Origin of the sequence: Hymenobacter sp. YIM 151500-1 (assembly GCF_025979885.1) — a bacterium.
Taxonomy (GTDB): domain Bacteria; phylum Bacteroidota; class Bacteroidia; order Cytophagales; family Hymenobacteraceae; genus Hymenobacter.
Map to the genome: position 1 here is coordinate 2,083,846 of NZ_CP110139.1, position 25,948 is coordinate 2,109,793.

20 protein-coding genes are annotated in these 25,948 nt (G+C 60.4%); 3 read left to right on the forward strand and 17 right to left on the reverse strand.

Annotated features, from left to right (window positions below):
• Positions 1–8 precede the first annotated feature (8 nt).
• From OIS53_RS08755 to OIS53_RS08815, 13 genes are all read right to left on the reverse strand, one after another.
• Positions 9–3,332, reverse strand: a complete 3,324-nt coding sequence (locus OIS53_RS08755; protein WP_264682019.1) for a helicase-related protein — start codon at positions 3,330–3,332, stop codon at positions 9–11.
• Between the two features lie 627 nt (positions 3,333–3,959).
• Positions 3,960–4,427, reverse strand: a complete 468-nt coding sequence (locus OIS53_RS08760) for a hypothetical protein (protein WP_264682020.1) — start codon at positions 4,425–4,427, stop codon at positions 3,960–3,962.
• A gap of 332 nt (positions 4,428–4,759) precedes the next feature.
• Positions 4,760–4,888, reverse strand: coding sequence for a hypothetical protein (locus OIS53_RS08765; protein WP_264682021.1), 129 nt, complete (start codon positions 4,886–4,888; stop codon positions 4,760–4,762).
• A gap of 36 nt (positions 4,889–4,924) precedes the next feature.
• Positions 4,925–5,359 carry a PD-(D/E)XK nuclease-like domain-containing protein gene (locus tag OIS53_RS08770; RefSeq protein ID WP_264682022.1) on the reverse strand — a complete coding sequence of 145 codons (435 nt, stop codon included), beginning with the start codon at positions 5,357–5,359 and terminating at the stop codon, positions 4,925–4,927.
• A gap of 186 nt (positions 5,360–5,545) precedes the next feature.
• Entirely contained in the window at positions 5,546–5,866 is a 321-nt protein-coding gene (locus tag OIS53_RS08775) for a hypothetical protein (RefSeq protein WP_264682023.1), read from the reverse strand.
• A 53-nt stretch (positions 5,867–5,919) separates the two neighbouring features.
• Positions 5,920–6,471 carry a hypothetical protein gene (locus OIS53_RS08780; RefSeq protein WP_264682024.1) on the reverse strand — a complete coding sequence of 184 codons (552 nt, stop codon included), beginning with the start codon at positions 6,469–6,471 and terminating at the stop codon, positions 5,920–5,922.
• A gap of 19 nt (positions 6,472–6,490) precedes the next feature.
• Positions 6,491–6,670 (reverse strand): hypothetical protein, encoded by a 180-nt coding sequence (locus tag OIS53_RS08785; RefSeq protein WP_264682025.1) that lies wholly within the window; start codon positions 6,668–6,670, stop codon positions 6,491–6,493.
• 63 nt (positions 6,671–6,733) lie between these two features.
• The gene (locus OIS53_RS08790; protein WP_264682026.1) at positions 6,734–7,801 is read right to left on the reverse strand and encodes a DUF2931 family protein; all 1,068 of its coding nucleotides are present in this window, start codon (positions 7,799–7,801) and stop codon (positions 6,734–6,736) included.
• 4 nt (positions 7,802–7,805) lie between these two features.
• On the reverse strand, positions 7,806–8,885 hold the full coding sequence (locus OIS53_RS08795) for a DUF2931 family protein (RefSeq protein WP_264682027.1): 1,080 nt from the start codon (positions 8,883–8,885) through the stop codon (positions 7,806–7,808).
• Positions 8,886–8,911: 26 nt separating this feature from the next.
• A complete protein-coding gene (locus OIS53_RS08800; protein WP_264682028.1) occupies positions 8,912–10,300 on the reverse strand; it encodes a DUF2235 domain-containing protein in 1,389 nt (462 codons plus the stop codon).
• Between the two features lie 2 nt (positions 10,301–10,302).
• The gene (locus tag OIS53_RS08805; protein ID WP_264682029.1) at positions 10,303–10,737 is read right to left on the reverse strand and encodes a DUF4280 domain-containing protein; all 435 of its coding nucleotides are present in this window, start codon (positions 10,735–10,737) and stop codon (positions 10,303–10,305) included.
• Entirely contained in the window at positions 10,734–11,450 is a 717-nt protein-coding gene (locus OIS53_RS08810; protein WP_264682030.1) for a hypothetical protein, read from the reverse strand. Before OIS53_RS08810 ends, OIS53_RS08805 begins: the two co-directional genes overlap by 4 nt.
• A 338-nt stretch (positions 11,451–11,788) precedes the next feature.
• Complete coding sequence (locus tag OIS53_RS08815) at positions 11,789–13,648, reverse strand: type VI secretion system Vgr family protein (RefSeq protein ID WP_264682031.1); 1,860 nt, start codon at positions 13,646–13,648, stop codon at positions 11,789–11,791.
• A gap of 189 nt (positions 13,649–13,837) precedes the next feature.
• Here OIS53_RS08815 and OIS53_RS08820 point away from each other — a divergent pair, with 189 nt between their 5' ends.
• From OIS53_RS08820 to OIS53_RS08830, 3 genes are all read left to right on the forward strand, one after another.
• A complete protein-coding gene (locus OIS53_RS08820) occupies positions 13,838–14,821 on the forward strand; it encodes a hypothetical protein (protein ID WP_264682032.1) in 984 nt (327 codons plus the stop codon).
• Between the two features lie 52 nt (positions 14,822–14,873).
• Positions 14,874–15,383, forward strand: a complete 510-nt coding sequence (locus tag OIS53_RS08825) for a DUF6843 domain-containing protein (RefSeq protein WP_264682033.1) — start codon at positions 14,874–14,876, stop codon at positions 15,381–15,383.
• 514 nt (positions 15,384–15,897) lie between these two features.
• The gene (locus OIS53_RS08830) at positions 15,898–16,059 is read left to right on the forward strand and encodes a hypothetical protein (protein WP_264682034.1); all 162 of its coding nucleotides are present in this window, start codon (positions 15,898–15,900) and stop codon (positions 16,057–16,059) included.
• A 758-nt stretch (positions 16,060–16,817) separates the two neighbouring features.
• On the opposite strand, the gene OIS53_RS08835 is transcribed toward OIS53_RS08830, so the two are convergent.
• The 4 genes from OIS53_RS08835 to OIS53_RS08850 form a co-directional block, all read right to left on the reverse strand.
• The gene (locus OIS53_RS08835) at positions 16,818–18,935 is read right to left on the reverse strand and encodes a right-handed parallel beta-helix repeat-containing protein (RefSeq protein WP_264682035.1); all 2,118 of its coding nucleotides are present in this window, start codon (positions 18,933–18,935) and stop codon (positions 16,818–16,820) included.
• 208 nt (positions 18,936–19,143) lie between these two features.
• Positions 19,144–20,064 carry a zinc metalloprotease gene (locus OIS53_RS08840; protein WP_264682036.1) on the reverse strand — a complete coding sequence of 307 codons (921 nt, stop codon included), beginning with the start codon at positions 20,062–20,064 and terminating at the stop codon, positions 19,144–19,146.
• Between the two features lie 220 nt (positions 20,065–20,284).
• On the reverse strand, positions 20,285–23,653 hold the full coding sequence (locus OIS53_RS08845; RefSeq protein ID WP_264682037.1) for an RICIN domain-containing protein: 3,369 nt from the start codon (positions 23,651–23,653) through the stop codon (positions 20,285–20,287).
• 123 nt (positions 23,654–23,776) lie between these two features.
• The gene (locus OIS53_RS08850; protein WP_264682038.1) at positions 23,777–25,891 is read right to left on the reverse strand and encodes a DUF4832 domain-containing protein; all 2,115 of its coding nucleotides are present in this window, start codon (positions 25,889–25,891) and stop codon (positions 23,777–23,779) included.
• Positions 25,892–25,948: the final 57 nt, after the last annotated feature.

The window sequence follows — 25,948 nt, forward strand, 5'->3', positions numbered from 1 at the left end:
TTAGCTGACTACACAAAGGATTCAGAAATGATGATGCGCGGCAAGATTACGGCCGTTGCGGGGACGGCCTCAGCCGGTGAAGGTTCCGCAACAATCGAAACAGGAGGTGAAGTTGGTTCCGCTTCCAACGGGTAGCCCTGCAGGATGTGCATTAGTTGGCTTAGCAACACTGGTATTTTGAACTTGGCTTTTTTGTGAGCCGCCTGCAGTTTGTTTACATCGCGCTGCAGCTGTTGAAACTGTCCCTTGGATATAGCTTGCTTGGCTGCTCTGATGCGTTGCGTTTCCTCCGGGTCTAGGTGTACTACTTTGAGACAGGCATCTAGAAAGTCCAACGCCTTTTTCTCGTTGGGGGGGAGCTTGGTTGGGGTCAGCGCCATAGGCCGGGCTGCCTCTAGTTGTATTTGTCGTGCAAAGGCTTCGGTAGCGGCACGTACTTGCTGGTGATGACTCTCCGGTAGTGAGTGAGGAGCTTCGTCGGGTGTTGCCTCAAATAGCTTTACTGCTTCCAGAAACGACTTTTCCTCTAATTGCCCATCCGGCTTGCAGGCGTAAAAAACGTCGCGCAATGGGTTCCGCAAATACAACAGTGTCGAGCCGACAACAGGCTCTTTACGGTCCGTCCGAGCAGTGCGGGCCCGAAGTGGTAACTGCTTGATGCGGCGGAATTCGGCGTTATTTTCCTCGCGGAACTTGCGTAGCCAAAGCAAGTAGTTCAAGCGTAAGTCCCGTTCTTCTTCAGGGTTCTTGTCAAACAGCCCGAAAGAGTTGGTTTCTTCCTCCGGTGAATACACTTCGCTGTCTTCGCCCAGTGCTTCGTGAAAAGCCTGCAGCTTCATGAACGCTTTCCGTTCCAACTCGATGTTTGAGTTGACTTGCGCGGTCGGGAAAAAGTTATGTACGAATATTTCGTCGGCTTCAGTACCAATTCGGTTTACACGTCCAATGCGTTGCATCAAGCGCGTTGAATTCCAAGGGGTATCATAATTGACAATAACATTAGCGCGGTGCAGGTTGATGCCTTCAGCCAAAACCTCCGTGGCGATGATAATATCGTAGTCGTTAGCGCGTTGTTCTTTGGGTAAGTTCGCATCAAAATTTGCTCGAACAACCGGCATAAGTGCAGCCCGGTTGCTGCCATCTACCACCAGTACCCGACGCGTAGAGTGCTCTTGCAGCCTATTAGCGAGGTAAGACGTGGTATCCTTTGCTTCCGAGAAAATAACCAGCTGTTGATTTCGGTTGCGTTGCTTATCGAAAAGCTCCGGCTCCAGCTGCGTCAGAAACTCATCTAGTTTAGGATCAAACCCCTTGACTTCTTCCCAGGCCGAAGTCAGTTCGCGCAACAAGCTTAGGTCGCGCTGTAGCCCTCCTAAGAAACCAGGGACAAAATCTTCAGGTGTGCAAATCTCAATACTGGGGTCACTCAGCTGTTGGCTCAGCAGCAGGGCTTCTAGCTCCTCTTCTCTGCCTTCCAGTACGTATTCGGTAACCGACAAACTAGGAGCAATATAGATTTTGCCCTGTTCGAACATGGTAACCATGGCCTGCGTGGCATCACAAAACTTGCCTAGCGAGTTACGAAACGCATGGAAGCTGCTGTCAATGCGTTTGACTAGCAGCGTCCGCATGATGTGCGCTAGTGACTGCGAAATGCGGTCTGCGTAGCGGTACTTGCTCTTTTTAGGCTCGGTAAGGTGTTGAATGGCCCGGTAACGGTTGTATGTCAGCTCATGGGCCAGAACGAAAATAGTACGATCAAACAGTGCTTCCAGCTTGGGCGGTAGCTGGTAAAGAATCTTATGCGGTTTGCCTACGTGCGGGAATTTTATTCCCTGCTCCTTCAGGTCTTCCTTGTATTCAGGGTGCGCCCGTAAGTCAGTGCGAGTGCGCCGCACAATAATGGGTTCCAAAACTTTGTCGCGTATAGCGGCATACACTTGCTTGATGCCCGCTCTAACCAAAGCGGTGTTTTCTTGTCTACGCAGCTTATCGTAAGCATCGATCTGCTGGCGGAAAAAGTGCTGCAGGTTGCCTACTTCCAGCGTCGAGTCTTTCGCGTCTTGGAACAGGTAAACAAGGTTGGCTATATCCTGCGGCCGATTGTTGAGAGGGGTAGCCGAAATAAGAATTACGCGCTTGCGGTCAAGCTGGCCAGCTAAAGCACCTGAGGTAACGCGACGACGCGTTGGTGTCTTGCAAAGCTTTTGCAACTCGCCATACATGCCGGCAGTGTCGTTACGAAACTTATGAGCTTCGTCCACGATGATAAGGTCGTAGTCTTCGGCCGGATGTGGAAGCTTGTGCAAGCTTCCATTGGTGAGCACATCGTAGTGCCCGATGTTGGTAAAGCTGAACTTGCGGATTGCCTCTCGCCAGTTGGATTCGAGAGCGGGAGGGGTAATGATGAGTGCCCGACCGATGTATTCAGTCGTGTGCAAGTGAATGAGGTATTGCCGGGCAATCAGTGTGCCCACAATAGTTTTGCCTAGACCCACTACATCAGCCAAGAAGAAGCCAAAATGGTCTTTCATCTTGCGGTAGCCGTCGTTTACGGCATCAATCTGGTACTTCAGGCGCTTGAAGCCCTGTGGCAAATCAGCGGCTGCACTCGGGTCATACTCTACCGCTTTTCCGAAGTATTCCACCAAGAGCTTAACGTACAACTCAAACGGCGTAATGGGCGCGTTAGGGTCACCCAGATAGGTCTTCTCCCGCACAGTGCGCGTCAAGTCAGCTGGCAATACATCAACTGACTGGCGCCATAGGGTTTCGAAGGTTTCCGTGGCAAAAGCCACATCAGCGTAATCCTTCAGTTCGACGTTGAACTCAAAATTATGTGCTAGCCCCGACGCGCTCAGGTTACTGGAGCCAGTGATAACGGAACCAGAGTTATGTGAATTGAAAGGCGCTGGGCGGAAAATGTAGATTTTTGAGTGTAAGCGTTGGCTAGGATGTGCCTTAATCTTGATTTGCCCCGACGCAACACGGTCTACCAGCCAGAAAATGCCGTCTTCAACCTCCTTTCTATATTCTGCTTGCTGAATGTCGCGGGCGAAGTCCTTCAAGGCTTCTTCGCGTGCTTCCCCAGACTTACCCATAAAATGTAGACCTTGGTGATGCGCTTGCTGTATAAGCGGGTCCACGTTGATACCAACCAGTATACGTACTTCTGGTACAGTCTCCAGCCACTTTTGTATTTGGAAGTAACCCGAAGCACGGAAGTAGCCTACTAATGCATCGAAAGCCTGAACAGTAGTGTTTTCAAGTACGCCTGCAAACTTGGCTAGAAGAGTGTTTCCTTCCGAGTTGGTAAAGAACTTTGTATTCATCTAATTCTAGGGTGCACTCTTGCTCGGTTTACTTCGGCAAGCTGCGCAAGATAGAATAAAGGGGTGTTTTCTTTAATCTATAGTAAACCTTATTAGGGTTGAAGCTTTATCGCGTGCATAGGCGCGCTCGGCGCTGTGCACGCGCAAATTATGTAGGGCTTAAGCGCCCACCAAGACCGTATCACGCCCCCACTCGCCGCACAGACGCAACGTGTCTTGGATACCGACGGATGTTTGGTACTCCTTGCGCCTACTCGATGGCCACGCGCAAGGGGCTCAGCGAGTGATTATAGAGCTTACTCACGGTGGGCGGGCCATATCCACTTGCGCCTCTCCAGCGTGTGCCAGCGCTGATACTGCTCCCATACTGGGGCAAAGTCGTAAGCAAGCCATCAAACTCGGCTACAGCAGGCTGATCAAAGCCAGAAACTGCCGTGGACGGGCCCGCAAAGCTGTGTAATCCACCCAGCAGAATTACGCCCTCTGCTTGCGGAGTGATATAATCCTCCTGTGCGAGTTAGCTTTAATGCACTGTTCACTACCGTTGGCGGAAAAAATAAAGTCGCTAGATTGCTAATAAATTTAGTTAGCAAATCTTTTCCGCTCCTGGCATGCCCACCGAAACTCCTACCCGCCTAAGGCGTGCTCACGGCCGGCGGCAGTCAGCAGTTGCTGGCCTAGCTGGGTCAGCAGCCCGTCCTGCAGGCGAAACCGGTCGTGCAGGGCGAAGTAGCTTAGGTCCAGCCCCTGGCGGGCCTGGGTTTCCAAGTGCTGGGCATCGAGGTGCACGTGGATGACGTCCGCCGGGCCGTCCCAGGCCAGCGCCCCGTATTCGCCGCCGGGGTACAGGCCCGCGTCGCCAAAGTGAAACCGGTCTTGCTCGGTTCGGGGGCCGCTCCGGCGGCTGGAGCCCACGGGCTGGCGGCCCTGGTGGATGATGAGCAGGTGCTGGGCGTGGAAGTGCGCCGGCAAGGCCATGGCCTCCAGTTGGAAGCGTTCCACCCGCAAGCCGGGCCAGGCCTGCGTGGCACTGGTTTGCAGCGCTGGCCGGCCATACGTCTCGGAGTGGTAGGTGTAGTTCGGGGCATCGGGCATCAAAGGGTAACCCGAGGGCCCTCGAAAAGTTTAGCTCCAGAATAACAATTCAGCACGCCGAGGTTTCCCCACCAAGCGAGTCAGCCGCTCTGCTTGCCGCTGCTGGGTCGCCTACGCCAAAGAATGTTAGCCGGTTTGAAACTGATGCCCTTAAGCCAGTACCAATCCACTACTGACGCTGAGCTTTGCTGCATAGGTATTCGCCTGCCGGCTGACTGTGGTCGCGCAACAGATGACGCAGCATTATTTGTTCCAGCCCGTTTAGGCGGTACTACCCAAACGAAAAGCCCACTCCTGATTGTAGGAGCGGGCTCACCTTTTGCTGACAGGGGCTACTTGCGCACCCGCTCCTTCTCCGTGGTTTTTGGATTTTCTTCGGCGTACTCCTTAGTGGTGATGCGGCCGGATTCGGAGTCGCGGTAGATGGTCTTTTTGCGCTGGGGTTTGGGTTTGTTGCTCATGAGAGTGGGTTGGCTAAAGTGAAAAAAGAAACTGCTCTAAGCTGCTAAGCGGGCAGTGGCTGGTGTGAAGCTGCCGTTGGTCAGGGCCCCGGCGTGGGCGCGCAGCAGGCGCTGGTACTTTTTGCGGCCTTGCCCCACCAAGCCCAGCATGTTCGTCAACTCCACGCGCCAGACCTCGTGCGGGGCCTTTTTCCGCACGCCGATGATGAGCAAGCGGGTAGCGCCCAGGGCATCCAGGTACAAGGCGGCTTGGCGGTCGTAGTCGTACTTCTCGATGGTGGCAAGGAAGTGGGGCAGGTCGGGGGAGCTGGTGGTTTTGAAGTCGATGAGCGTAAGCTGGCGGCCGGCGCGGCCGCGGTAGAGCACGTCGCGGCAGTAGCGCTGGCGGCGCACCTGGCGGGCCAGGGTTTCGAGGTCGGCCCAGCGGATGCTGCGCTCCTGGGTGCGGGCGTACTGGGTTGGTTCCAGCACGGCGGCACGGCGGCGTGAAAGTGGGTGCCGAAGGCCGGGGCCGCGGGGTTGGGCTGGCGGGTTAGACCCAGCAGTTCGTGCTTCAGTTGGCTCAGGTCGGTATTGCTGATGCCGGGCAGGTCGCGGTACTGGGCCTGGGTAAGGCCGGGGTGATGGGTGAGGCTGTGAAACATGGTTGTTAGGGTGTTAGGGACTTGGGGGCTTAGGGTCTTGGGCTCGTTCAGGCGGGTTGAATTCGCAGATGATAGCTAGGCGGTGCGGGTCAGTGGTGCGGTGCAGCCAGATGTGGGCCCCGCCGCAGCCCACCAGGTAGGCGGGTTCAGGGAACAGCCGGCGCACGGCCGGGGCCAGGTTGCGCAGGTCGAACAAGGGGGCGGTGGTGGCCACCAGCTCGGCTAGCTTGGCTAACTCGGCAGCCTCGGTGTCGTCGCGGGGCGGCTGCTGCACGGTGAGTTGGGGCTGGACAAGTGGGTCGGGGCGGTGGGCGTGGAGGATGGGCCTACACATGGGCGTAGAATAGCCTAGTGGCCCCCGCGCAGCGTGGCGCGGGGGCCGGGATGTTAGGCCGCTTGTTGAGCCAGCTCGGTTTCTTCGACTTCTTCCGGGGCCGCTTCTTCCGCCGGGGACGTGTAGCCGTGGCTGAGGCGCACGTCGGCCGTGGCCGAGTAGGTTTCCTGGCGCCAGATGGGGAAGTCGCGGGTGAAGTCGTGGCGGGCGGCTACCTCCTGCGGGTCGGCCGCCTCGTAGCTGAAGCTGGCAATGAAGTAGGTGGCCTTTTTGCCGTCCTTGGTCGTCTCCTTCTTCTCAGCCTGCACCTTTACCACGATGTCGGCTAGGGTCAATTCGTCGTATAACAGGGGCTCAATCAGGTGGTAGAGGTTTTCGACCGAGTAGCCGTGGAAGAGCACGGCGCAGATGGCGCCCTGGGTGTCGGCGAAGAACAACTCAGCCCAGAGCTTGCGGCCCATGTTCAGAATATTGTCCTGGAAGACGCGCCAGGCCAGCGGAATGAAACTGAGCGTGTTGCCCAGCGGTACGGTGCCGCCGATGTTGAACTGGCCGGCTTTGGCGTCGAAGCGGATTTGGCGCGGATGGCCGGGCAGGTACGTCACCAGCCACACTTATTTCCATCTAATTAAGCGGGCGCCGGCGGCCCTCGAACTCGTGGTGCAGCTCCAGCAGGCCGCTGTTGTATGAGGAAACGGTACCGAAGAGGCCCACGAAGCGGAATTTGACCACGGCCGGGTCGCGCAGCCCCAGGGCCTGACAGATGGTGCTGGCTCCGCCCTGGTAGAGACTCTCGCGGGCCACGAAATGCCGCGCCGCCGCCGCGCCCCGACTGAAACCAAATGCATCAGCGGTCAGGGCGGGTAGTTACTTGAGGGCGGTGATGCGCACCGGACTTTTGGTGAGCGGGATGCGCTGGCCGTCGCTTTCGAGCACGAGCGTGGCGGCTTTGACGTACTTGTCCGTCTCGACATGCAGCGTAATGGGTCCGGCAAGGTGGGCTTGGTGCAGCTGCTGGAACGCGCCCTGGGTTTCAGCTTCATCGAAGTCCGTCTTGAGCAAGTGCTTGTGGCCGGCCTCATCGGTGACATAAAGCGAGAACTTTGCTGGCACAGGGCGGGGCTGGGGAATGAGCAAGGCTTGCAAGTAGGGCGCCATGTCGCGCGTTTCGGGCTCGGCAATATATTCGCCCGAGAGGAAGTTAGCCCGATGGTAGGTCAGTGTTAGCGGCGGAGAGAAGGCCACCTGCCAGGAGTAAGTTTTCAGGTAGTCGTCCCATTGCTTCGCGCTGAGCGTGCCGGCCTGCGCCTGCGCCCGGATTGCGGGCGGGGCGGCGGCCAGCTTCTGGCGTAGCATCTCGGCCCGGTCACTCTTGGCATAGAAGCGGCGGAAGTCCACGGCAGACTCCGTGCCCTGATAGCGCCCCACTAGCACCTGTCGGCCTGCCCCGACGAGCCACACCACCACCGCGCCCTTGGGCAGCACACACACCGTCAACTCGTTATACGTCAGTTGTTGCTGTTTACGGTGGTCGAAGAAGCCAGTGCGCAGCAGCTGGCGCAGGCGCTCATGGGGCAGGGGGAACTGGCCCTCGTAGAATTTATCTTCTAGGTAGGAGAAGTAGAGAATCTCCAAACTCTCGGGCACGGGCTGGAACTCGTCGCCCACCACCTGCGCGTAGTTGGACCGGCCCCAACTGCCCTCCAGCGTGTGGCCCGCGGGCACGGGCAGGGTCTTGCCGTCGGGGCGCACGAAGGCCCCGAACTGAATCGTCATCGGGTAGCCTTTGGCCGCGCAGGGGCCGGTCGAAAGGCGGAACTTGTTGGTCTGGTAAGCGGGCAGGCGGGCTTTGCGCTGGGCGCGGGCCCCGGCGGGCCAGAGGCCGGCCAGCAGCAGGGCCAAGCGCGTGAGCAGAGCGAGACGGGCAGAAAGCACGACGTCAGTTGAGGGCGGTGATGCGCACTGGACTTTTGGTGAGCGGGATGCGCTGGCCGCCGCTTTCGAGCACGAGCGTGGCGGCCTTGACGTACTTGTCCGTCTCGACATGCAGCGTAATCGACGCGGCGGGGTGGGCTTTGTGCAGCTGTTGGAACGCGGCCTGCGTTTCGGACTCGTCCATAGGGTCAACCTTCAGTGAATACTTATGCCCGGCCTCGTCGGTAACATACAGCCAGAGCTTCTGGGGCACGGGCCGGGCCTGGGGCGTGAGCAGCTCCCGCAGGTAGGGGGCCAGGTCCTGCGTTTCGGGCTCGCCAACGTACTCGCCCGACAGGAAGTTGACCTGGTAGGTAGTCAGCCGCAGCGGCTGGGAGAAGGCCACTTGCCAGGAATAAGTTTTCAGGTACTCGTCCCACTGCTTCGTGCTCAGCGTACCGCCCCGCACCTGCGCCTGCACGGCGGGCGGGGCCTCAGCTAATGTATAGCGAAACATCTCAGCCCGGTCGGCCTTGGCGTAGAAGCGGCGGAAGTCCACGGCAGACGCCATACCCTGGTAGCGTCCCACCAGTACCCTCCGCCCCGGCCCGCTAAGCCACACCACCACCATCCCCTTGGGCAGTACACACACCATTAATTGGTTGTAGGTGAGCTGCTGCCGCTCACGCTGGCCCCAGAAGCCGGTGCGCAGCAGCTGGCGCAGCCGCTCATGGGGCAAGGCAAACGTGCCCTCGTAGAACGTGTCCTCCAGATACGAGAAGTACAGGATTTCCAGGCTCAACGGCACGGGCTGAAACTCGTCGCCCACCACCTGCGCGTAGTTGGACCGGCCCCAGCTACCCTCCAACGTGTGTCCTGCGGGCACGGGCAGGGTTTTGCCGTCGGGCCGCACGAAGGCCCCGAACTGGATGGTCATCGGGTAGCCCTTGGCCGCGCACGGGCCGGTGTAGAGGCGGAATTTTTCTTCGGCAGCATCAGCGGGCATAGCGGGGGTGGTTGGAGTGGTTGGGGGGCTGGCTGCCGGCCCGCAGGCCAGCGGGGCCAGCAGCGCCAGGCGCAACAGCCAGGTGGGCAGCAAAAGCATAGGGCAGGGTTGCGTAAAAGTAGGCATCAGGGCCGGCGGCCGTCGTCATATATGATTTCCCGGTCCGGGAGACCATTTTTCTCCCGGCCGGCAAAGGCGATGCCGTCTGTCGTCAGGCCCTTGTGGGCGGAGCGGTGCAGGTACTCGTTGCGCACCCAATGGTAGGGCTCCGTCAGCTCCAGCCGGACTTCCTGGCCCAGCTTCGTGTCATGGCAGCGCAACACCTCTTGATGCATGTAAGTGCTCAAATAATTTAGCTTTTCCGGCACCCGGTAGTCCGCAAATTTTGGGTCTTCAAATGACTTGAATGTTACCTCAAACTTCTGGGCTAGCTGCATCATGATCGAGAGCGGGATAAACTGGTAGTCGTGCTTGACTGTGCGGGTGCCCGTCATGCGCGTGCGGATGCCCATCCGGGCCCCAAGCCCAGTGAGCAGCGGCACCTGCGCGGGTAGGTACCAGCCCTCGTCAATCAGGCGCTGCCGCTCGTAGGCGTCCACTGCCCGCACTTCCACCTCTTCTTTCAGGTAGCTGCCGCCAATGTCGGAGTGCACGCCGGGCAGCAGGCACTCGAAACCCACGCCGGCCTCGCGGGAGGTGGTGATGCTGGTACGGGCGAAGCTTTTGCGGTATTCCTCGGCCGCGCCCAGCTGCACCACGCGCTTGGGCACGCCGCGCAAGGCTAGGCGCAGCTCGTCCACGTCATCACTAAACGAGTCGAGCACAACGTTGTTCCAGACCTGGCCCACCGTGCCCAGCCGGGCCTGCCCCCCATAGGAGGACACCGTGTCGTACAAACCCACGAAGTTGATGGTGATAGCCTCTACCGGCAGGGCCAGCGTGGCACTTAGGTTGGTCAGGTCGGCAAAGAACTCGCCCGAGCGGCGCGAGACGAAGTGCCGCGCCGCCGCCGCGCCCCGGCTGAAACCAAACGCATCCACGGTCAGTGCCTCTAGCCGCTTTTTGCTATCCTGTAAAATCTCGTTGATTTGCTCAGCCAGCAAGGTAATACCTCTAGTCACCTTGGCGGGCACCCCCGTTGGGCCGGCCCCCCAGCGCAGACCGTCGTTGTCATCGTTGTCGTTGTCAATCGTGCCAATGCCCTCCACATAGATTGATACCTCTAACGTCTTGTCCTCAATCTTGTGCATGTACTGCATGATGGCTACGTTGGAGTAGAACGACATAAAGCTGCCCGTCCTCTCCAACTGCCGGCCATTAACGGTGATTACCGTGGCCGTCGCGTTAGCCAGCCGGGTCTCGATGTTGGTGCGGTTGTTCTGCGTGCCGTCGAAGAACACGGCCGCCCGCATCCTGACTGGCTCCCGGTCGTCGGTTTCGGGCTCTTCGCCCACTACCACTTTGCCAATGCCCGAAGGCGGCCCGTCCAGCAGGCTGTTGAAAACGGTTCCCATGCTTAGGAAGGATTAGGCGTAGGTTGTTCGTTGAGCAGCAGCGGGCACAGGCTCATGCTGGCCGTGCGCACGCCCTCCACCTGAGCGGGCGGCGGCAAACCTGGCACCTTGATTTGCAGCGTGCTCATCACACTCACCTGCCCGCCGATGGCGCAGCGGATGGTGCTCTTCTCCAGCAGCGGGTGCTGAGCCGGAGTCATCAGACTCACCTTGTCGAAATACTTTTCCCACATGAGCAGCATCGGCACGCAGGGCGTGTTGTTCTTGACGATGCAGGTGCCGAAAGGCATAAATACCTTGTCGAGCGTAGTGGCCATGAGTTTGCCCTGCACATACACCGTAGGGTTGGTAAGTACTTTCAACTGGCTGGGCAGTGAGCCTTTGTCGCAGCGGCACAGGGCCCCGTTGCACACGTATTCTTGTCCGGTCTGGCTCATAGCTGCTGCACGGTTAAGTCGTATTCTTTGGTATAGCCTGTCGGGCTCTGGCACGTCACGGTGGCCGCCACAGCTACCGGCCAGCCGGTGGCCAGGTCCAGGTCGTAGGTAGCGTGGTAGGCGAACGTAAGCGTGGCCGGGTCGGGCGGGCCAGCAGGCGCCGGGTTGGGCGACAAGGCCAGCAGCGCCGCCACCTGCCGGGCCACGGCCGCCCGGTCGGTGCGGTCTTCATCGAGTCGGCCGCGCAGGTGCAGCGTGGCCCGGCCCGGCACCGTGGGCTCGCCCAACGTTACCTGCTCATGGAAACATACGGCAGTATCAGCCAGAAAATGCGGGAAGGCTCGGGCCTGCGTGTAGCCAAATCCGCTTTCAAACCGCCGCTGATACAGGTTGGCTACCAGCAGCGAATAGCTGTAGTCATGGTGCAAGGAGTCCAGCAGCCGGGCGGGGTCCTGCACCTGCGCCTCCACCGCAGCCCGCAAGGAGGCTGTCAGCGCGTCGGCTTCGCCGTAGCGGGCAAGCAGCTCTTGCTTGATGTCGGCCCAAGTTGCTATAATTTCGGCATGGTTGGCTACCGCCAGGCGCTGGCCTGCCGACGACGTTTCGATAACCAGCTGGCGGTAGATGCCTGCCAGCAGCAGCATTACTTCCTCTAGCGGCAGCAGGTCGGGTTTGCGCAGCGTGGGCGGGGCTGTGGTCCAAGACAGCAGCAACCGGGCGCCGTGGTAAGTCCCTGTCAGCGTGAGGCGTTTGCTGATGACGGAACGTGTTACCTCCCCATACCGACGTTCTTCCCACCGGGTCGTCACTTCGTAGGCCAGCGGATGCGGCGGCGGACACAACTCCAACCGGACCGGCAAGTGGAACAGTCCGTGGTTTGCCAGCCGCTCCACCGTGCGGCTGCTCCCGGCTTGCTGAGCTACTCCAATGCCAACCGGCAGCGCCGAACTTGCTGCCGACGACCCCAAAGGTGGACCTGCGAGACGAAAGTCGCTCATTGGAAAAGAGGAAATCAGGCTGATAACTCTATGGCAAAGTGGGACTACCGCGTTTAGCCGTTAAGCTTTACGTCCGAGCCGTTGAGCTTTACCAAGCCGGTTGCGGTTACCTCCACATTATTCGCGGCTTTCACCATCGTCTTCTTTGCTGCGGCTTCCAGGGTTAAGTCGCCACTTACCGCCGTAAGTAGCATTTCCTTCTGTGCCCGCAAGGCAACGTCTTCCTCCAAGGCCTGTACGCTGACCTTCTTCTTGGCTATCAGGCTGATGCTTTCATCGGCCTGCAGCGTAATGTTTTTCGCCGACTGCAGCGTAATGTCTTTTCCCGCCGTCAGATTGATCGGCCCGTTGGTTTTGATGTCAATGCTGCCGTCACCTTGGAAGCTTATCAGTATAGCCGTATCCTTCTTATTGGAGTTGGAAATCAGGATGGACTGGGCGCCGGCTGTATCCAGCATGACGAACTTGTTGCCGCCGGCGGTCTGAATGCCTTTCAACCCATTATTAGTCGGAGAGTAGCTGGCTCCTTGCGGGTTCTGAGCGTGGAAGAGGTTGCCCAGCACCACGGGCTGCTCGGCCAGGTTCTGGTGGTAGCCGATGAGCACCTGCGAGCCCACCTCCGGCTTCATCAGGTGGCCCTTACCATTGCCAGAGTACGGCGTGAGCACGCGCAGCCAGTCGGTTTCGGCGGCTTTTTTGTTCTCGACGGGCCAGTGGTAGCGCACCTTTAGGCGGCCCAGCTTCTGCGGGTCGTTGTCGTCGATGACTTCGGCCAGCTCCGGCGTACCGTGCGGCGGCAGCTGATGGGGGTTGACCGGCGGTATATCGACCACGTGTGGGATGGCCGTGAACGAGTTGCGGTAGTTACCCTGCGCGTCCACGTGGTGCGTGATGTCGATGATGCGGTAGGTACCAAAGCTTTCCCCGGCCTGCTGGTGGGTGCCGAAGCCCTTTCCCCGGATACTAAGCACGCCGCCCAGCTGCAGGGCGGGCTGGTCGCTATAGCCCTGCACGCGTACCAGGTCGGCGGCGCGGTTGGCTTTGAAGGCTTTGGCTTCGTCGTTGAGCTGCGCGGACGTCGCGCCGGGCACTTCAGCCGAAGCGTGCATGGGCTGCTGAAACAGCTGCGTGGCTTTGTCCAGCACGACCTGGCCGTAGCGGTGCTGCTGCAGGCCGGGCACCTGCTGACTGGCCGTGTTGCCGGTGTGGTGCTGGTGCTGCTGGTAGTCATAGTCGTAGAGCACGGCGCGGGTGGGGCGCAGGGCCAGGCCGAAGTGGAAGCCGTTCCACTCGCCGTCGGCCTCGAAGTCGTGGGCTTCACTGCTGGCCGGGGCCCCCAGGCGTAGCGTGGTGCCATCGTAGTAGAACCATTCGCCGTACTCGGCGGCCAGGCGGCTGAGGAAGGCGTAGTTGGTTTCCTCGTACTGCACTACGTAGGGCAGCGGGGCCTGGTGCGTGGGCTTGATGCTGCGGGCCAGCAGGTTGCCGGGGTACGGCTGCAGCACGGCAGTGAAGATGGCCGTGAGCGTCTGGTTGACGAAGGTGCGCTTCTGCAAGCCGTCGCTAAGCAGAAAGCAGGGGCTGTAGGCCTGTATCCGCACGCTGCTACTGTAGTCGGAATCCTGGCCCGTGCTCAGTTCGGCTACCAAACCCTTGAAGCGCAGGGTCTGGCGCTGGTTGAAGTAAAACGCCTCGTCGGCCTCGATAACCACCTCGACGGGCTGACTCAGCAGCTGCTCAGGGGCCTTGATCAGAAAGCTAGTCAGCGGCCCCTCCACATGGTCGAAGGGCACGTGCAGCGTCAGCGCATGGGGCGCAAACAGGCTTTGGTGGAGGGTGAACGAGTAGAAGTCGGTGCCGGGAGCCAGTAAGCGGCCGGCGCACCGCACGTCGAGGGTAATTTGTCGGGCCATCTATAGAAGGTAAAACACGAAAGAACGCAGGGAATCCGCCACTGCAAGGGTAATAGATAGTAGGGCGGCGGGCCGGTTAGTCCGCTAAGGTAATGGGATTTAGGAAAGAAGCCAGTCCGAAACGAGAGGTAGGCGGGGCTGCGTAATTTTTGCTACGTTTGCCGGTCTACACGTTTTATCCGGTGCACTATGAGCTTATTTGATTCGCCGGCCGGCCGGCCGCACGGACGGGCCGCCGCCCTGCACCAGGGCCGCGACCAGCAGCCTACCCGCAAACCCACAGGGCGAGCCGCCGCCCTGCACCAGGGCCGGCCCGCGCCGCCCCCGGCGCCGAGTGGGCGCGCGGCGGCGCTGCATAGTGGAGCGCAAGCCACGGGGCCTGACTGGGGAGACTTCCGCATCAAAATCTATGTGCGCAGCTTTGCGCCCCCGCAGTATTTTGCGCTGCATAACTGGCTAGGAGACAATAGAGGATTTAGCACGTCCACTTCCGGAGAAACAACATCCCGGCTGGCTGCTAACACCATATACCATGTTGCTACACAACGCTATTCCACTATACCAAGAGGCAGTAGGTCCGTAGCACTTTATGGAGGCTATATTTTAGAAGCCGCCTCTGATGCCTATGTCAGTGGTGGCTCTGCGGGTGACGGGTCAGGACGTGGCTCTATCTTGGATATTCACCTGTATGGCAACGACAAAGCCGTGCTGCCTTACGTTGCTGAAACTCCGGCCGGCCGGTATCAGAGTCCGGATATTGATGTACACGTCTCGCTGAATATTACCACTAAGAACCTACGGAACGGAACACATCTACTGACCATTGCCGGGCAGATGAAAGGTGACCAATTTCCGGCCGCTGAATGTTTCGTGGATGTACGCGGGGTAAAAATATTTTTGGGTGTTTCGCCTGCCCGCTACAATCCGGAGTTCAATGGCCCCTTCCTCGCTTTGTTTGGTGACCGGAAAGCCAATATGGCTACGCTGTCCGCCCAAATTATTGTTAATGGGTACGGGGACGTAATGGGGATGCTCAAACACGGGCGCGTTGTTGACGTTGAGCAGCATAATCGGCCTTTCTTCGATAAAAACCCGGTTGATAAAGGTGCCAATGCACGAGAAATGAAGGAGATGATGCAATCGTCTCCGTGGTCACCCGCAATTCACTGGTAGTCTCATCTCGCTCTGAAATAATATTAATCCTACCTGTTACCTTTCTTGCCGAATGAATTCTGTTCTGTATAGGCATATGTTTCTATTTTTCTTGTGCTCTTTATCGTGCGCTTGTGCCAAGAAGACGGAAAACACGTTGTACTTACTACCAGATAATTTTCAAGGCAATGCAGTTATTATGTTTGACCAGCCTGATGGATCAGGTCCTGAGTACATGAATAACTTCCGTGTTTACCGCATTCCACCCAGCGGCGTTCTAAAAACTCAATTTAAGTCAAACAATGGTGGGTACGCAATTGTCAAGTATTGCTATGCATCTCAATTCAAAAGCACTGAAGAGAACAAGGGATGTATCTTGAATTATGATGCTTTAAAGTTATTGACGAAGGAAGACAGCATCATTACAAAAGATGCATCTACAACCGTTTTTTGCTTTACTCATCCTCCATTCAGCCTGGGTAAGATGAGAGGCGAGTTGCTTACCGTGAGCACTGTTGCAAAATCTGATTCTCTTTATCAGCTAGGAGAGAATTTACTAGAGCAAATTTATTCGCCGAAGTAGTGTTGGCCGTGGCACAGCCATTCCTCGTCCTATTAAATAGCCTGCCTCTTATGCGCTACCTAATTGCTTGCAGCGTACTGGCCTGCTGCTTATTAGGAAGTTGTGAGCGGACACAACCACGTATACGAGTGGCGTTTGACGTACGCAATTTAAGCCGGGACAATGGGCGACCGGCAAGCACAGGTGTGCAGGTATTCTGTGATAATGTGCAAATCATGGATACCACGCTGGGAAATGTGTTCAGTGAAACGGCCCCGGCACCGGATGTAGCAAACTGGCATTGGGTGCAGGTAGTGCCCGGTAGCCACCGCTTAAAAGTGGTAGTCCCTGCTCTGCATCTCGTAAAAGACACCACATTAGTACTGGATACCCTCTCGTTCACAAGAATATACATTCACCATTCTGATTTGCCGGATGATACAGTAGTCTACGAGAGTCAGGGCAGAGTGAAACAACTAATTATGCCGGGAGATAAGTCAAAGAAACCATCTGGGAAATCTGGGAAGTGCGGGGCGTGCTGACCAAGCGGGTGCCCGCTAACCGGGAAGAAGCCATTGAGCGGGTAGCCGGGCTTCTGGAAGTTATGGCCCGTGACTCTACCGACGTGCGCGGCCGTTTGCAGGAAATGATGGAGCGGATCAGCCGCCGCGCCAGTGAGCAACTGCGGCTGCTGTAGATGTCGCCCGGAAACAGGAAAAATGGCAAGCCTGAACCCTACGCGCCCTGCTACGCCACCTGTTGATTCATACACCAAATTTAATTGAACAGTACCCACAGACAATCAAACGGTTAGCATCTCAATTTTGAGGCTGGATGCTACCCCGGCTCTGGGTACATTTTAGCACCTGCTGAACCCCTGAAAAGGCGCACATCTGGCAACAGAGGCGCTTCTTCAGGGTTCTGCGTTTCGGTCTCGGGGGTGAGCGATACGATCTTGAGCGGGAGCTTTGCCCCCATTTCCGCCCCCAAACATGCCCTAGTATTTTCTGGTTTATCACCTGATCTACAGGTGCCGTGAACATTCGCTTTTGACGCCGTATTGCTTGACCAAGTTTGCAGAACCGGTGCGTAAGTTGTTTGCAAGAAACTTCCGGCAACCCGCTTTTGCGTGCCGTCACCGGGAAGTGGGGTATGGCGCCCGACTGTTATCAAGACAACGAACAGTTCTGCAAATCGTCTTCGACCTGAACGATGCCACGGGCCGGCTCAATAATCTGTGGAACCGCAGCCAGAACCAATATAGCGCCCTGCAAGCTCGCCTCCTGTTGCTACCCAACTGACAGCGTCACCAACAACTGCTGGTAAGCCAGCAGCGCCGGGCCCAGGAGAGCTGATGCATGAGCACCAGGCGGTGCTGCGGCAGGGCGGGTTTTGAACCGACACGCTGAAGCGAATATCATGGCTTGCACGCAAGCCGCCGATAAATTCGGCGCCCTACTTAAGAACCACTACGCGCTGCACCAAGCGCTCGGGGCCACGCTCCACATGCAGGAAGTACACGCCTGCGGCCAGTGAACTCAGGTTGAGGGTAAGTGAGGAGTCACGGAGCTTCAGCGTGCGCGCTAGTTGCGTTACCGGCTGGCCGTGGGCGGTTAGCACCGTTATGCGTGCGGGCTCAGTTGCAGCGGCAATCCACGCAAGGGTTACCTGTTCGGTGGCAGGGTTGGGATAAACGGCCACTGCACTGGCTAGCGCGGCCGGTTGCGCGGCGGTGGGCTGACTTACGCAAGCCGCTCCGCCTTGAAACGCGCCGACCCACACCGGGGCGGTGGCCAACAGCCCCAGGGCCGTGCGCACGGCTATCGGTACATTTTGCCGGGCCGGGGGTAACTGGCAGGCCGACAAGCGAAACTGGAAATTTCCGCTGTTCCAATCCTCGAACAGGTTGCTCAGCGACTGACCATCGAGCTGGCGGCCGTTACGCTCAAAATTGGTTTGACCCGTGAAGCTGGCCAAACTCGTGAAACTGGCGTCCGAGTCGCAGCTCGAGCCTCGCTGGTTCCACTGCACCAGGGTGGGTACTGCTGGTGTCTGGGTGCTGGAACGCACATACAGGTTGTGGTCGAGGGTGCGTACCATCGGCTTGGTTCGGCAGGTGGTCCACCCGTTCAGAACGGACGCATTCACGGCGCGGCCGTCCGCCAGCACGTTGTTCCAGGCGTCTATGTCGTAGGTGTTGTAGTCGAGGCCGCGGGCTACTTGCGCGGCGCGCACCGCCGCATCTTTTTCGTCGTTTTCGCGGCTGGTGTCCTTGATGCGCAGGTTACGGAGGTTGCCCACCAGCGTATTGTTGTAGATCTGCACGTTGGAAGAGCCGGATATGTAAACGCCGTCGGAATTACCATAGGCCACGTTGCCTGCCAGCAACGCCCCGCGCGACACTTCAAAGAAAATGCCGACGGCACTATTGTGGTGGGCCACGTTGGCCAGCACTTGCACCCGTTCCACATCCAGGTCAAGCCACAGGCCCATGCAGTTGTTGAACTCAAATAAGTTGTTGCGCACCATCACATCGTCGAGATGATGCAGCTTGAGGCCGGCGGCCGCCCAGTTGCGCCGGAAGTGCTCATTGTTATTGAAGCGGAACGTGTTACGCTCAATCACAAAGTTGGCCGCCGAAGCGTCGGGCCCGCCGACCGACAGCCCCTGGTGTCCGTTGTCGGTGAAGGTGTTGCCCCGCACGCGCACGTTGGTGGGCGTGTTGCCAATCACCATCCCGGCCAAGGCATTCCACGCAAACGTGCAGTTCTCGATAGTGTAGCCCGTCGTCCATCCCTGCAAGGCGGAGTCGCCGCCGTAGCCCCGGAACCCTAAGCCCCGTATGCGCGTGCCGGCTGCGGCGTCTGACACTACCTTGATGCCGAAGTGGTAAGCCGCCGCTTCCACCCGGTTGCCGGCGGGGTTAGCTCCGATGTACAGCTGTTTGGTGGCGTAGTCAACGTAAAACGTGGCGGGCGAGGTGGCCGTGGCGACGCGCACTTCGGCGCGGGTAAGCACTTGCTTCAGCCCCAGGTTGTTCACGAATACCATGTCTTGCAGGTGGGAAGCCGGGAAGGCCGCGTCCCGGGTCCGCGGGTCGGCGTCGTTGGGGAACGTTGCAGTCCAGTTATCGGCGCGCCAGTCGCCGTTGTCGGCCACCCAGTTCGTAACCGGAATGCTGCCGGTCAGCCAGGCTTTGGCACCGGGAGCGGGTTGCAGGGTGAGGCGCCGGCGGATGCCCACCTCGTCGACGGGGTAAGTGCCGGTGGCAAAAACCAGCGTGGCACCCGTAGGCACGAGGGCCGTGCTGTTCACTTGCGCGTTGGTGAGCGTGCGCCAGGCCGTGGCCGGAGTCAGGCCGTCGTTGTCGTTGCTGCCGGCGGGGCTGTAGTAGCGCACCGGCCCGCTGGTGGGCAGGGCGTAGGAGGTGTCCTTGATGGTGACGATGCCTGTGCTGGCCGGAATGGTAACAAAATCGTCTACATCGGCTGGTGCCTGAGCCTGCAAGCCACTGGGTAGCACCCACAGGCTAAGGAAAGCAACTGCCAGAACCGAAACTATACGGTAGCTCACGTTCATGCTGCGAAAGGAAAACGGGTGAACATTGTGATGTTGTGTGGGCGCGGCCGTCCACCAAAGCTAGTGTAGACGACAAGGCTGCGCACCCCGGTGCTGAGCGGTGGAGCACGTCTCGGGATACGCAGCTTTACGAGCCAGTAGGCCTCTACTACCCTGGTCTGTACAGAAGACTCAAGCCAAATAGCGGGTCCGCGAAGGCCGGTTATCGTTTGCCAAACAACTGCTGCAACACTGCCTTGTCGGTGGCGTTGAGTGCGGCGGGCGCGGTGCCAAAGGCCGGGCCGCAGAGCGAGAATACCGACGTGACATCGGGCGTGGCCGCGGCGGTGCCGGGCACCAGCAGCGGGTTGCCGTTGAGGTCTTTTTTGGTGTAGCGCAGGTCGTCGCAGAAATAATCGACGCCTATCATCGTCGTGCCCGGCAGGTAGCTGCCCTTGGGGTCGGTATTTTCGATGCCTATGACGTGGCCTAGCTCCTTGAGCAGCACGTTGGTCAGGGCATTGGGGCTGGCAGCCAGGCCGTACGCCAGGTTGATATAGATGGAGCGGCCGATTTCCACGGTGCTGCCCCCATTCACACCCGAGGGAAACACGCTGCCGGAAATCAGCCGGGTCGTGGGGTTGCTGGTGTAGCTGTGCAGCGCCAGGCGCAGCGGCTCGGCCTTGGGCGGCTCAATGTAGTTGTAGACCGTGACGTAGTAGCGCTTGGGCGGAGCCGGCTGCGGGCTACGGTCGCGCGGGTCGCGCGGGGCCGGCTCGGTGCGGCTGAACTTGATGTTCAGGTTGAGGGCGTTGTACTGGGCCAGGGCCCGGTCGAGCGCCGCCAGCAACTCGGGGGTGTTGGCGTTGGTGCTCACGTTGCGGCTGTCGGGCCGGACGATGACGAGCGTAGGAACATTGGGCAGAATTCGCTCGGCCCGATAATGCCCCAGCGGAAGAATGTTGGTGCTGTCGGTGGTAACTACAGTGGCCGCCGTGCGCACGCCAACCGGCGCGGCGCTGGCCGCGGGGCGGACGTCACCCTGGCCTTCGCACGCTGCCAAAATAAGGCCGCTCAGCAGCAGTCCGCTCAGCTTCAATAAGCCAGTGTTCCGGCTGGCAGGGTTGTTCAGCTGTGTTTTCATAGGAAATGAGTGGATGAGTGAATGAGTAAGTGAGTGAATGAGTAAGTGAATGGATGAGTAAGTGAATGAATGACGGACGGAGCCTTTCTTCTGACTACTTTTTGAAAAGGCGGGGCGGGCAGCGCCGGACCGGGGATACCGGGTGGCTGGTTCCCGCGGGGCAGGCGCGTTGGGGTGGCCGGCGAGCAGCTTCAGGGCCGCTCGCCGGCCGCCCCGGCGCCTACTCCACCCGCAACACAAACCGCCGGGGCTGGCCGTCGAGCTTGGTTTGCACGAAGTAGGTTCCTTTGGCTAGCACGCTGGGCAGGCGGAAGTCAGTGCGGCCGGCCTTCACGGGCACGGCCAGCACGCTCACGAGCTGGCCCTGGTCGTTGCGCACATACACCGTGGCGGTATGGGGCTGCCGGGCCTCCAGGCGCAGGGTGGCCTGCCCATCAACGCTGGGATTGGGGAAGGCTGTCAGGCTGGCTGCGTCGCTCGTGGGGGTGGCGGAAGCCGCACTGCTGGCCGCCGTGCGGCTGGCGGTGGCGCTTAGCAGGGTAAACTTCCACTTCTGCGCGCCCGACGTGTTGGCGTCCCAGAGCTGCACCTTGGCGCCGGCGGCCGTGCTGGAGCCGCTCACGTCCACGGCTTTGCCGGGGGCGCACTTGGGCTCGAGCCGGTAGCTGCCGCCGCCCATGTCCGTGAGCGTGAACTTCTGCGCATCGTTGTTGAGCCACTCCCACAGGTGCATCTGCGTGCCGTTGGCGGTGCCCATGCCGGCCACATCCAGCACCATGTCAGGATCCAGCTCGGAGCTGAGACGGTAGGAGCCGTCGGGCTGGCGCTCCACCAGCCAGTTCTGGGCGTCGTGGCTGTTGGCCGTCCAGGTTTGCACTTTGGTGCCGCCGGCCGTGGCGGCGCCGGCCACGTCCAGGCGGTTGGCCGGCGCGCACTCGGGTGTCAGGGTGTACAATCCGTTGGCCAGGCCCGTAGCAGCGGGGGGAGTACCCGCCCCAAACCGAATCCAGTTCAGGTTTACGCCGCCGCCCACAAATTCGAGGCGCAGCACCTGGCCCGTGCCACCGGGCACGCTCACGCCCGCCAGCGTAACCGTCTGCCAGGTTTGCCAGGCCCCGGTGTTGGGCACGGTCACCGTGCCCAAGGTGGTGCTGCCCAGCTTCACCCGAATCTGCCGGCCTGTGTTCACCGAGGCCACCCGCAGCTGCACGTCCTGGGTGCCGCCGGTCACGTTCACCGTGTATTCCAGCCACTCGCCGTCGTTGGCGTAGCCTACGTTGTGGCCGCCGTTGGTGTCGGTGGTGGTTTGCACGTCCACGCCTTCACTGGTGCGGTAGGCCCCGCCGCGGTTGTTGGTGTCGTCGTCGTGGTAGGCCACGCCTTCGCCGCCGGTGTCGTAGTCTTCGGCTTGGATGGTGCCGGGCAGCGCGCGGGCCGTGTTGCCGTAGGGCGCTTGCGTGGCCGGGGGCGAGGTGGGGCCGGCGGCGCCTTTCAGCTGGTCGAAGTCCCAGAGCGGCCACATGGCCTCGCCGAAGTCGGCAATCTGGTTAAGCAGCGTGCCGTTGATGCCCAGCTCCCGCCCGAAAATAATCATGTTGCGCACCCGAATCGGCATTTCGGCGGTGCCGCGCAGGTTATCGGGCTCGTCGAGGGCCGTAAACGGGTAGTTGCTGGGGTTCCAGCTGTAGGAGTTGAAGTTCTGTACCTGGCCGTTGCTGTAGCCGAACCGGTCGAAGTCGGCAATGGGGTGAGAGGCGGTTTTCTCGTACCACGCGCTGTACACGGCTTCGGCTAGGTCGCGGCGAAGCGCCGGGGTCAGGCTCGAAAACACTTTGTCGAAGTTATCCGAAGCCAGGGTTTCCGGCCAGATTTCGCGCAGGTTCCAGCCGGTTTGCGCATTGCTCACGCCCACCTCGTTGTCCCACATCTGCATGTCCTTGATCAGGCTGGACACGTAGCGCAGGCCCTCGCCGGGCGTCTGGGCCGACATGCCCGACAGGTTTTCGATGTGAGACAGGTGGTATTTCCAGTCCACGGGAATGTGCACGGCGTTGGTGCGGTAGCCGGGGTTGACTACCAGCTGGGTTTGGTACCACACCGTGGAGAAGTACTTGCCCACCAGCTTGTTCTGGTAGGCAAAATGCTCCCCGTTGCCGGCCGACAAGTGCGGGGCCAGCTCGAACACGGACCGCTCACGCCCCAGCCAGCCCCGCTCGCCGTGGGGGTGCACTTGCGGGGCGAAGTCTTCGAGGTAGAAATCGTGGTTCAGCTCCCAGATTTTGGTGATTACCCAGCGGCGCAGGCCCACTTGCGCCTGCTCAAAGGATACGCCGGCCGGCAGGTTGTCGCCGAGGTTGTCACGGTGCAGGGTCTGGGTGATGCCGTCGCCGGTGAAAAACTTCATCAGGTCTGCCACCCGCGCCGGCGACACGCTGGCGCGGCCGTTGGGCGCCAGCTCCTGGCGCACGCGCTGGTAGCTTTTCCAGGCCGCCGAATTGTAGAACTCGTCGCCCCAGATGTCGACCGGGTGCAAGGGCGAGAGCCACTCGTTCCAGTCGAGAAACTGCACGGCGTTGGGCAGCTCGCGCATGTTCAGCGTGGCCTTGGTTGACGTCACCTTCTTCATTTCCGCCAGCGAAGTGCCGTTCGGAAACAGGTAAGGCAGCATGTCGCTGTCTTTTTCCAGCACGGCGTTCAGGCCGGCCCCCGCCGACCATTCTTCCACGGGCTTGCTGTCCAGGCCGGGGCCGGGCTGGTAGGGCGGGTCCCAGGGGTAGCCGGGGGCGTTGTAGGTGCTGCCGTCGCGCTTTTTCAAGGTCAGGCTGCGGATGTAGGAGGCAATCTGCTCGCCCTGCGCCTGGCTCAGGCCATGGAACTTGGTGCGCTCGATAATGCTCTTGTTGGAGTAGCGGAAGTACTTCAGGTCGGCCCCGTTTTCGTGGTGGCAGCTCGAGCACTTGGCCCGCAGGGCGGTGCTGGCCAGCGGCGACTCCACCAGCACGGCTTCTTTCCACAGCCGCTTGCCTTCGGCAATATCGGCCGCGCCGGGGCGCGGGGCGGTCCACTTGGTGGGGTCGTCCTGCGCAAAAGCCGAGGCCGGCATCAGCTTGGCGCCGCCGGCATCAAGCAGGTTTACTTCCAGCACGCGCAGGCCGCTGCTGTGCCCGTCGGTTTGGTTGAGGCGGATGCTGAGCGTGTTGCTGGCCGCAAACGCCGCCCCAAACTTGCTGGCCGCTATTTTGAAGCGCACCGTCTGGAAGCCGCCGCCAATGCCGCCGTAGCTGGCGTCTACCGGCCAGGCCTGGCAGTTGGCGTTGGTGACATCCACCCAGGTGCCCCCGTTGATGCGCACACTGGCCCGCGCCGTGGCCGGGTCGGTGCTGGCCCCGCGGAAACCGGGCCGGTGCACGCGCAGGTACAGCGCGGCCACCTTGCTGGCATCGGCCACGGGCAGCGTCACCTGCACGGTGGTGCCCTGGGGCCCCAGTACCTCGACCGGTAAGATAATCTGGGCCTGCGCCGCCGGGAGCAGGCCGATGCTGAGCAGCACCCACAAGAGGCCGCGCAGCAACGCGTTGAAGTTTGTCATAAAGAGTTGGAAAGGAAGGTTGTAGGAAGGCAGCCGGGGCCCCGCTTCTGTAGCAGGGCCGCGCGCGGAAAAAGGTGAATAAGGCCGTGAGCAAGCCGCCCACGGCCCCGGCAAAAGCCTGTCTTATTCAACCTTGAGCGTGAGGCGCCGGACTTTACCGTCGAGAGTGGTCTGGACGCGGTAGAGGCCGGGCGCCAGCCCGGCGGGCAGCGCAAAATCAGTCGACCCAGCTGTTACGGGCACGGCAAAGCGGCCCGCTGGCCGGCCCTGGGGCGTGAACACCTGCACGGTGGCGGTCTGGGCTTTCTGGGCGCTCAGGCGCAGCGTGGCCTGGCCGTCGGGGCTGGGGTTGGGGTAGGCCAGCAGCTCGGTCCCTTTGCTCAGGGTTGCGCTGGCCGTGGCCTGGCGGGCACTGCTGCTGCTTACCAGGTCCAGCTTCCACTGCTGGTTGGTGCCGCCCACATATTCCCACTGCACCACGTTGTCGTAGTCGGCGGTGGCCGCCGGGCCGCCGTACACGTCCAGGCATTTGCCCGAGGCCTTGCTGGTGAGCTTGTAGTAGCCGTCGCTGGTGGGCTCAATCTTCCACTTCTGCGGGTCCAAGCCGTTGGCTTCGTACTGCCACACCTCCACGCCGTTGTCGAGCTTGCCGCCGTCCACGTCCAGGCACTTCGTGGTGCCTTCGTGAGTGAGCGTGTAGTAGCCGTCGCCCACGCTGCGCACCACCCAGCGCTGGGCCGAGGAGGTGTTGGCCGTGTACTGCCAGACCTGGGCTTTGTCGGCGCTGGAGTTGCCCTGCACGTCCAGGCGCTTGCCCGAGTGGCGCGCCGTCAGCGTGTAGGTGCCGTCGGCTACGGCCGCGGTTCCGGTGCTTCCGGCCGTAATGGTTACTTCGTGGCCCAGCTTGTTGTAGCCGGTGCTGCCTTCCCAGGCGTTGGAGTTGGCCAGCCGGATGGCGTACTCGGGCCGGGTGCGCAGGCTGCTCTGCGGGTCGGGCAGGTTGAGCAGCACCTCGTACTGGCCCGTGGCCGTGCCCGCCGGCACGGTGTAGCTCACGCTGAGCGTGTGCTCTTCGCCGCCCAACCAGAAGCGCGGGTCTTTCGAGCCGCCCAGGGCGCCGCCGCTGGCCACCAGCTTGGCGCCGGTGCTTTTATTGCGCAAAATCACCTCCACGCCCCGGCTGTTGTAGCAGCTGGCCCAGCCGTCGTTTTTCACCTTGATGCTGGCCGTGAACGTGGCGCCCGTGGCCACCGAGTTGGCCAGCGTGGCCGTGGTAAGGCGGAAGCGGTAGCCCAGGCTGCGCTTCACTTCGTCCATGCAGCCCTCGGTCTGCCAGCGGGCCAGCAGCGTGTTATGCCAGTAGGCGTTGAGCTGGCTGTAGCGCATGCGCCGAAGCTCGGCCACCGACTTCGAGCAGGAGCTAAACTCGGGCCGGTCCTCGCCGCTCTCGCCGCCCTGCACCACGTAGCGGTTGTCCTGGCTCAGGAAAGCCCGCTCGTTTTCGCGCGTGGCCGCCTGGTCGTCGCCGTAGGTGAAGGTACCGCCGTCGGCTATGTCGCTGAGGAAGTAGTCGTTGTGGCAGCCCACGCGGGCCCGGTCGGTTTGGTTGAAGGCTTCGCTGGGCGTGAGGGCATTGTAGTTGTTGAAAATCTGCTTTTTGTGATTGGGGTAGCGCAGGGCCACCATGCGGCTGGCCGGCACGGCCCCCAGCAGCCGCTTGAGGATGTCGCCCCGGTCGGTGGTGTTGTCCAGGCCGTTGGTGGAGTCGTGCCACTCGCCCCAGCGCCCGATAAAGCCGGCCTCCACGTAGGCAATAGCGTCGGCATTGGCTTGCAGCACGTTTTTGAGCTGGTCGATGTGGCCCAGGATGCGGCTCTTGGAAGCGTCGGCGCCGGTGTCCCAGTTGTAGGTGAAGCGCACGATGAGCTTGATACCAGCCGCCCGGGCCGTGCCGAAGTCGGCGGCCACCATGTCCAGATACGCCTGCGAAATAGCGGCGCTGCGGAAATCCTGGAGGTTGTAGATGCGCCGCACCCAGCTGTAGCCGGCCGTGCGCGTGCTCTGCATGTCGCTCAGGTTCAGCGCCTCGCCGGCGTGGTAGGCAATGCGGTCCACGGAGAAGCCGCGCTCGGGGTTGATGAAGATGTCGGACGTGCCAGAGTAGGTCTTGGTGGTGGTCTGGGCCGTGGCCGCGCCGCCCAAGAGCAGCGTCAGCAGCCCACAGAAAACGTGTTTCATGTGTGGAAAGGAGTAAGGTGAGAAAGTGACAGTGACACCTGCGCAGCGCAGGCCGGT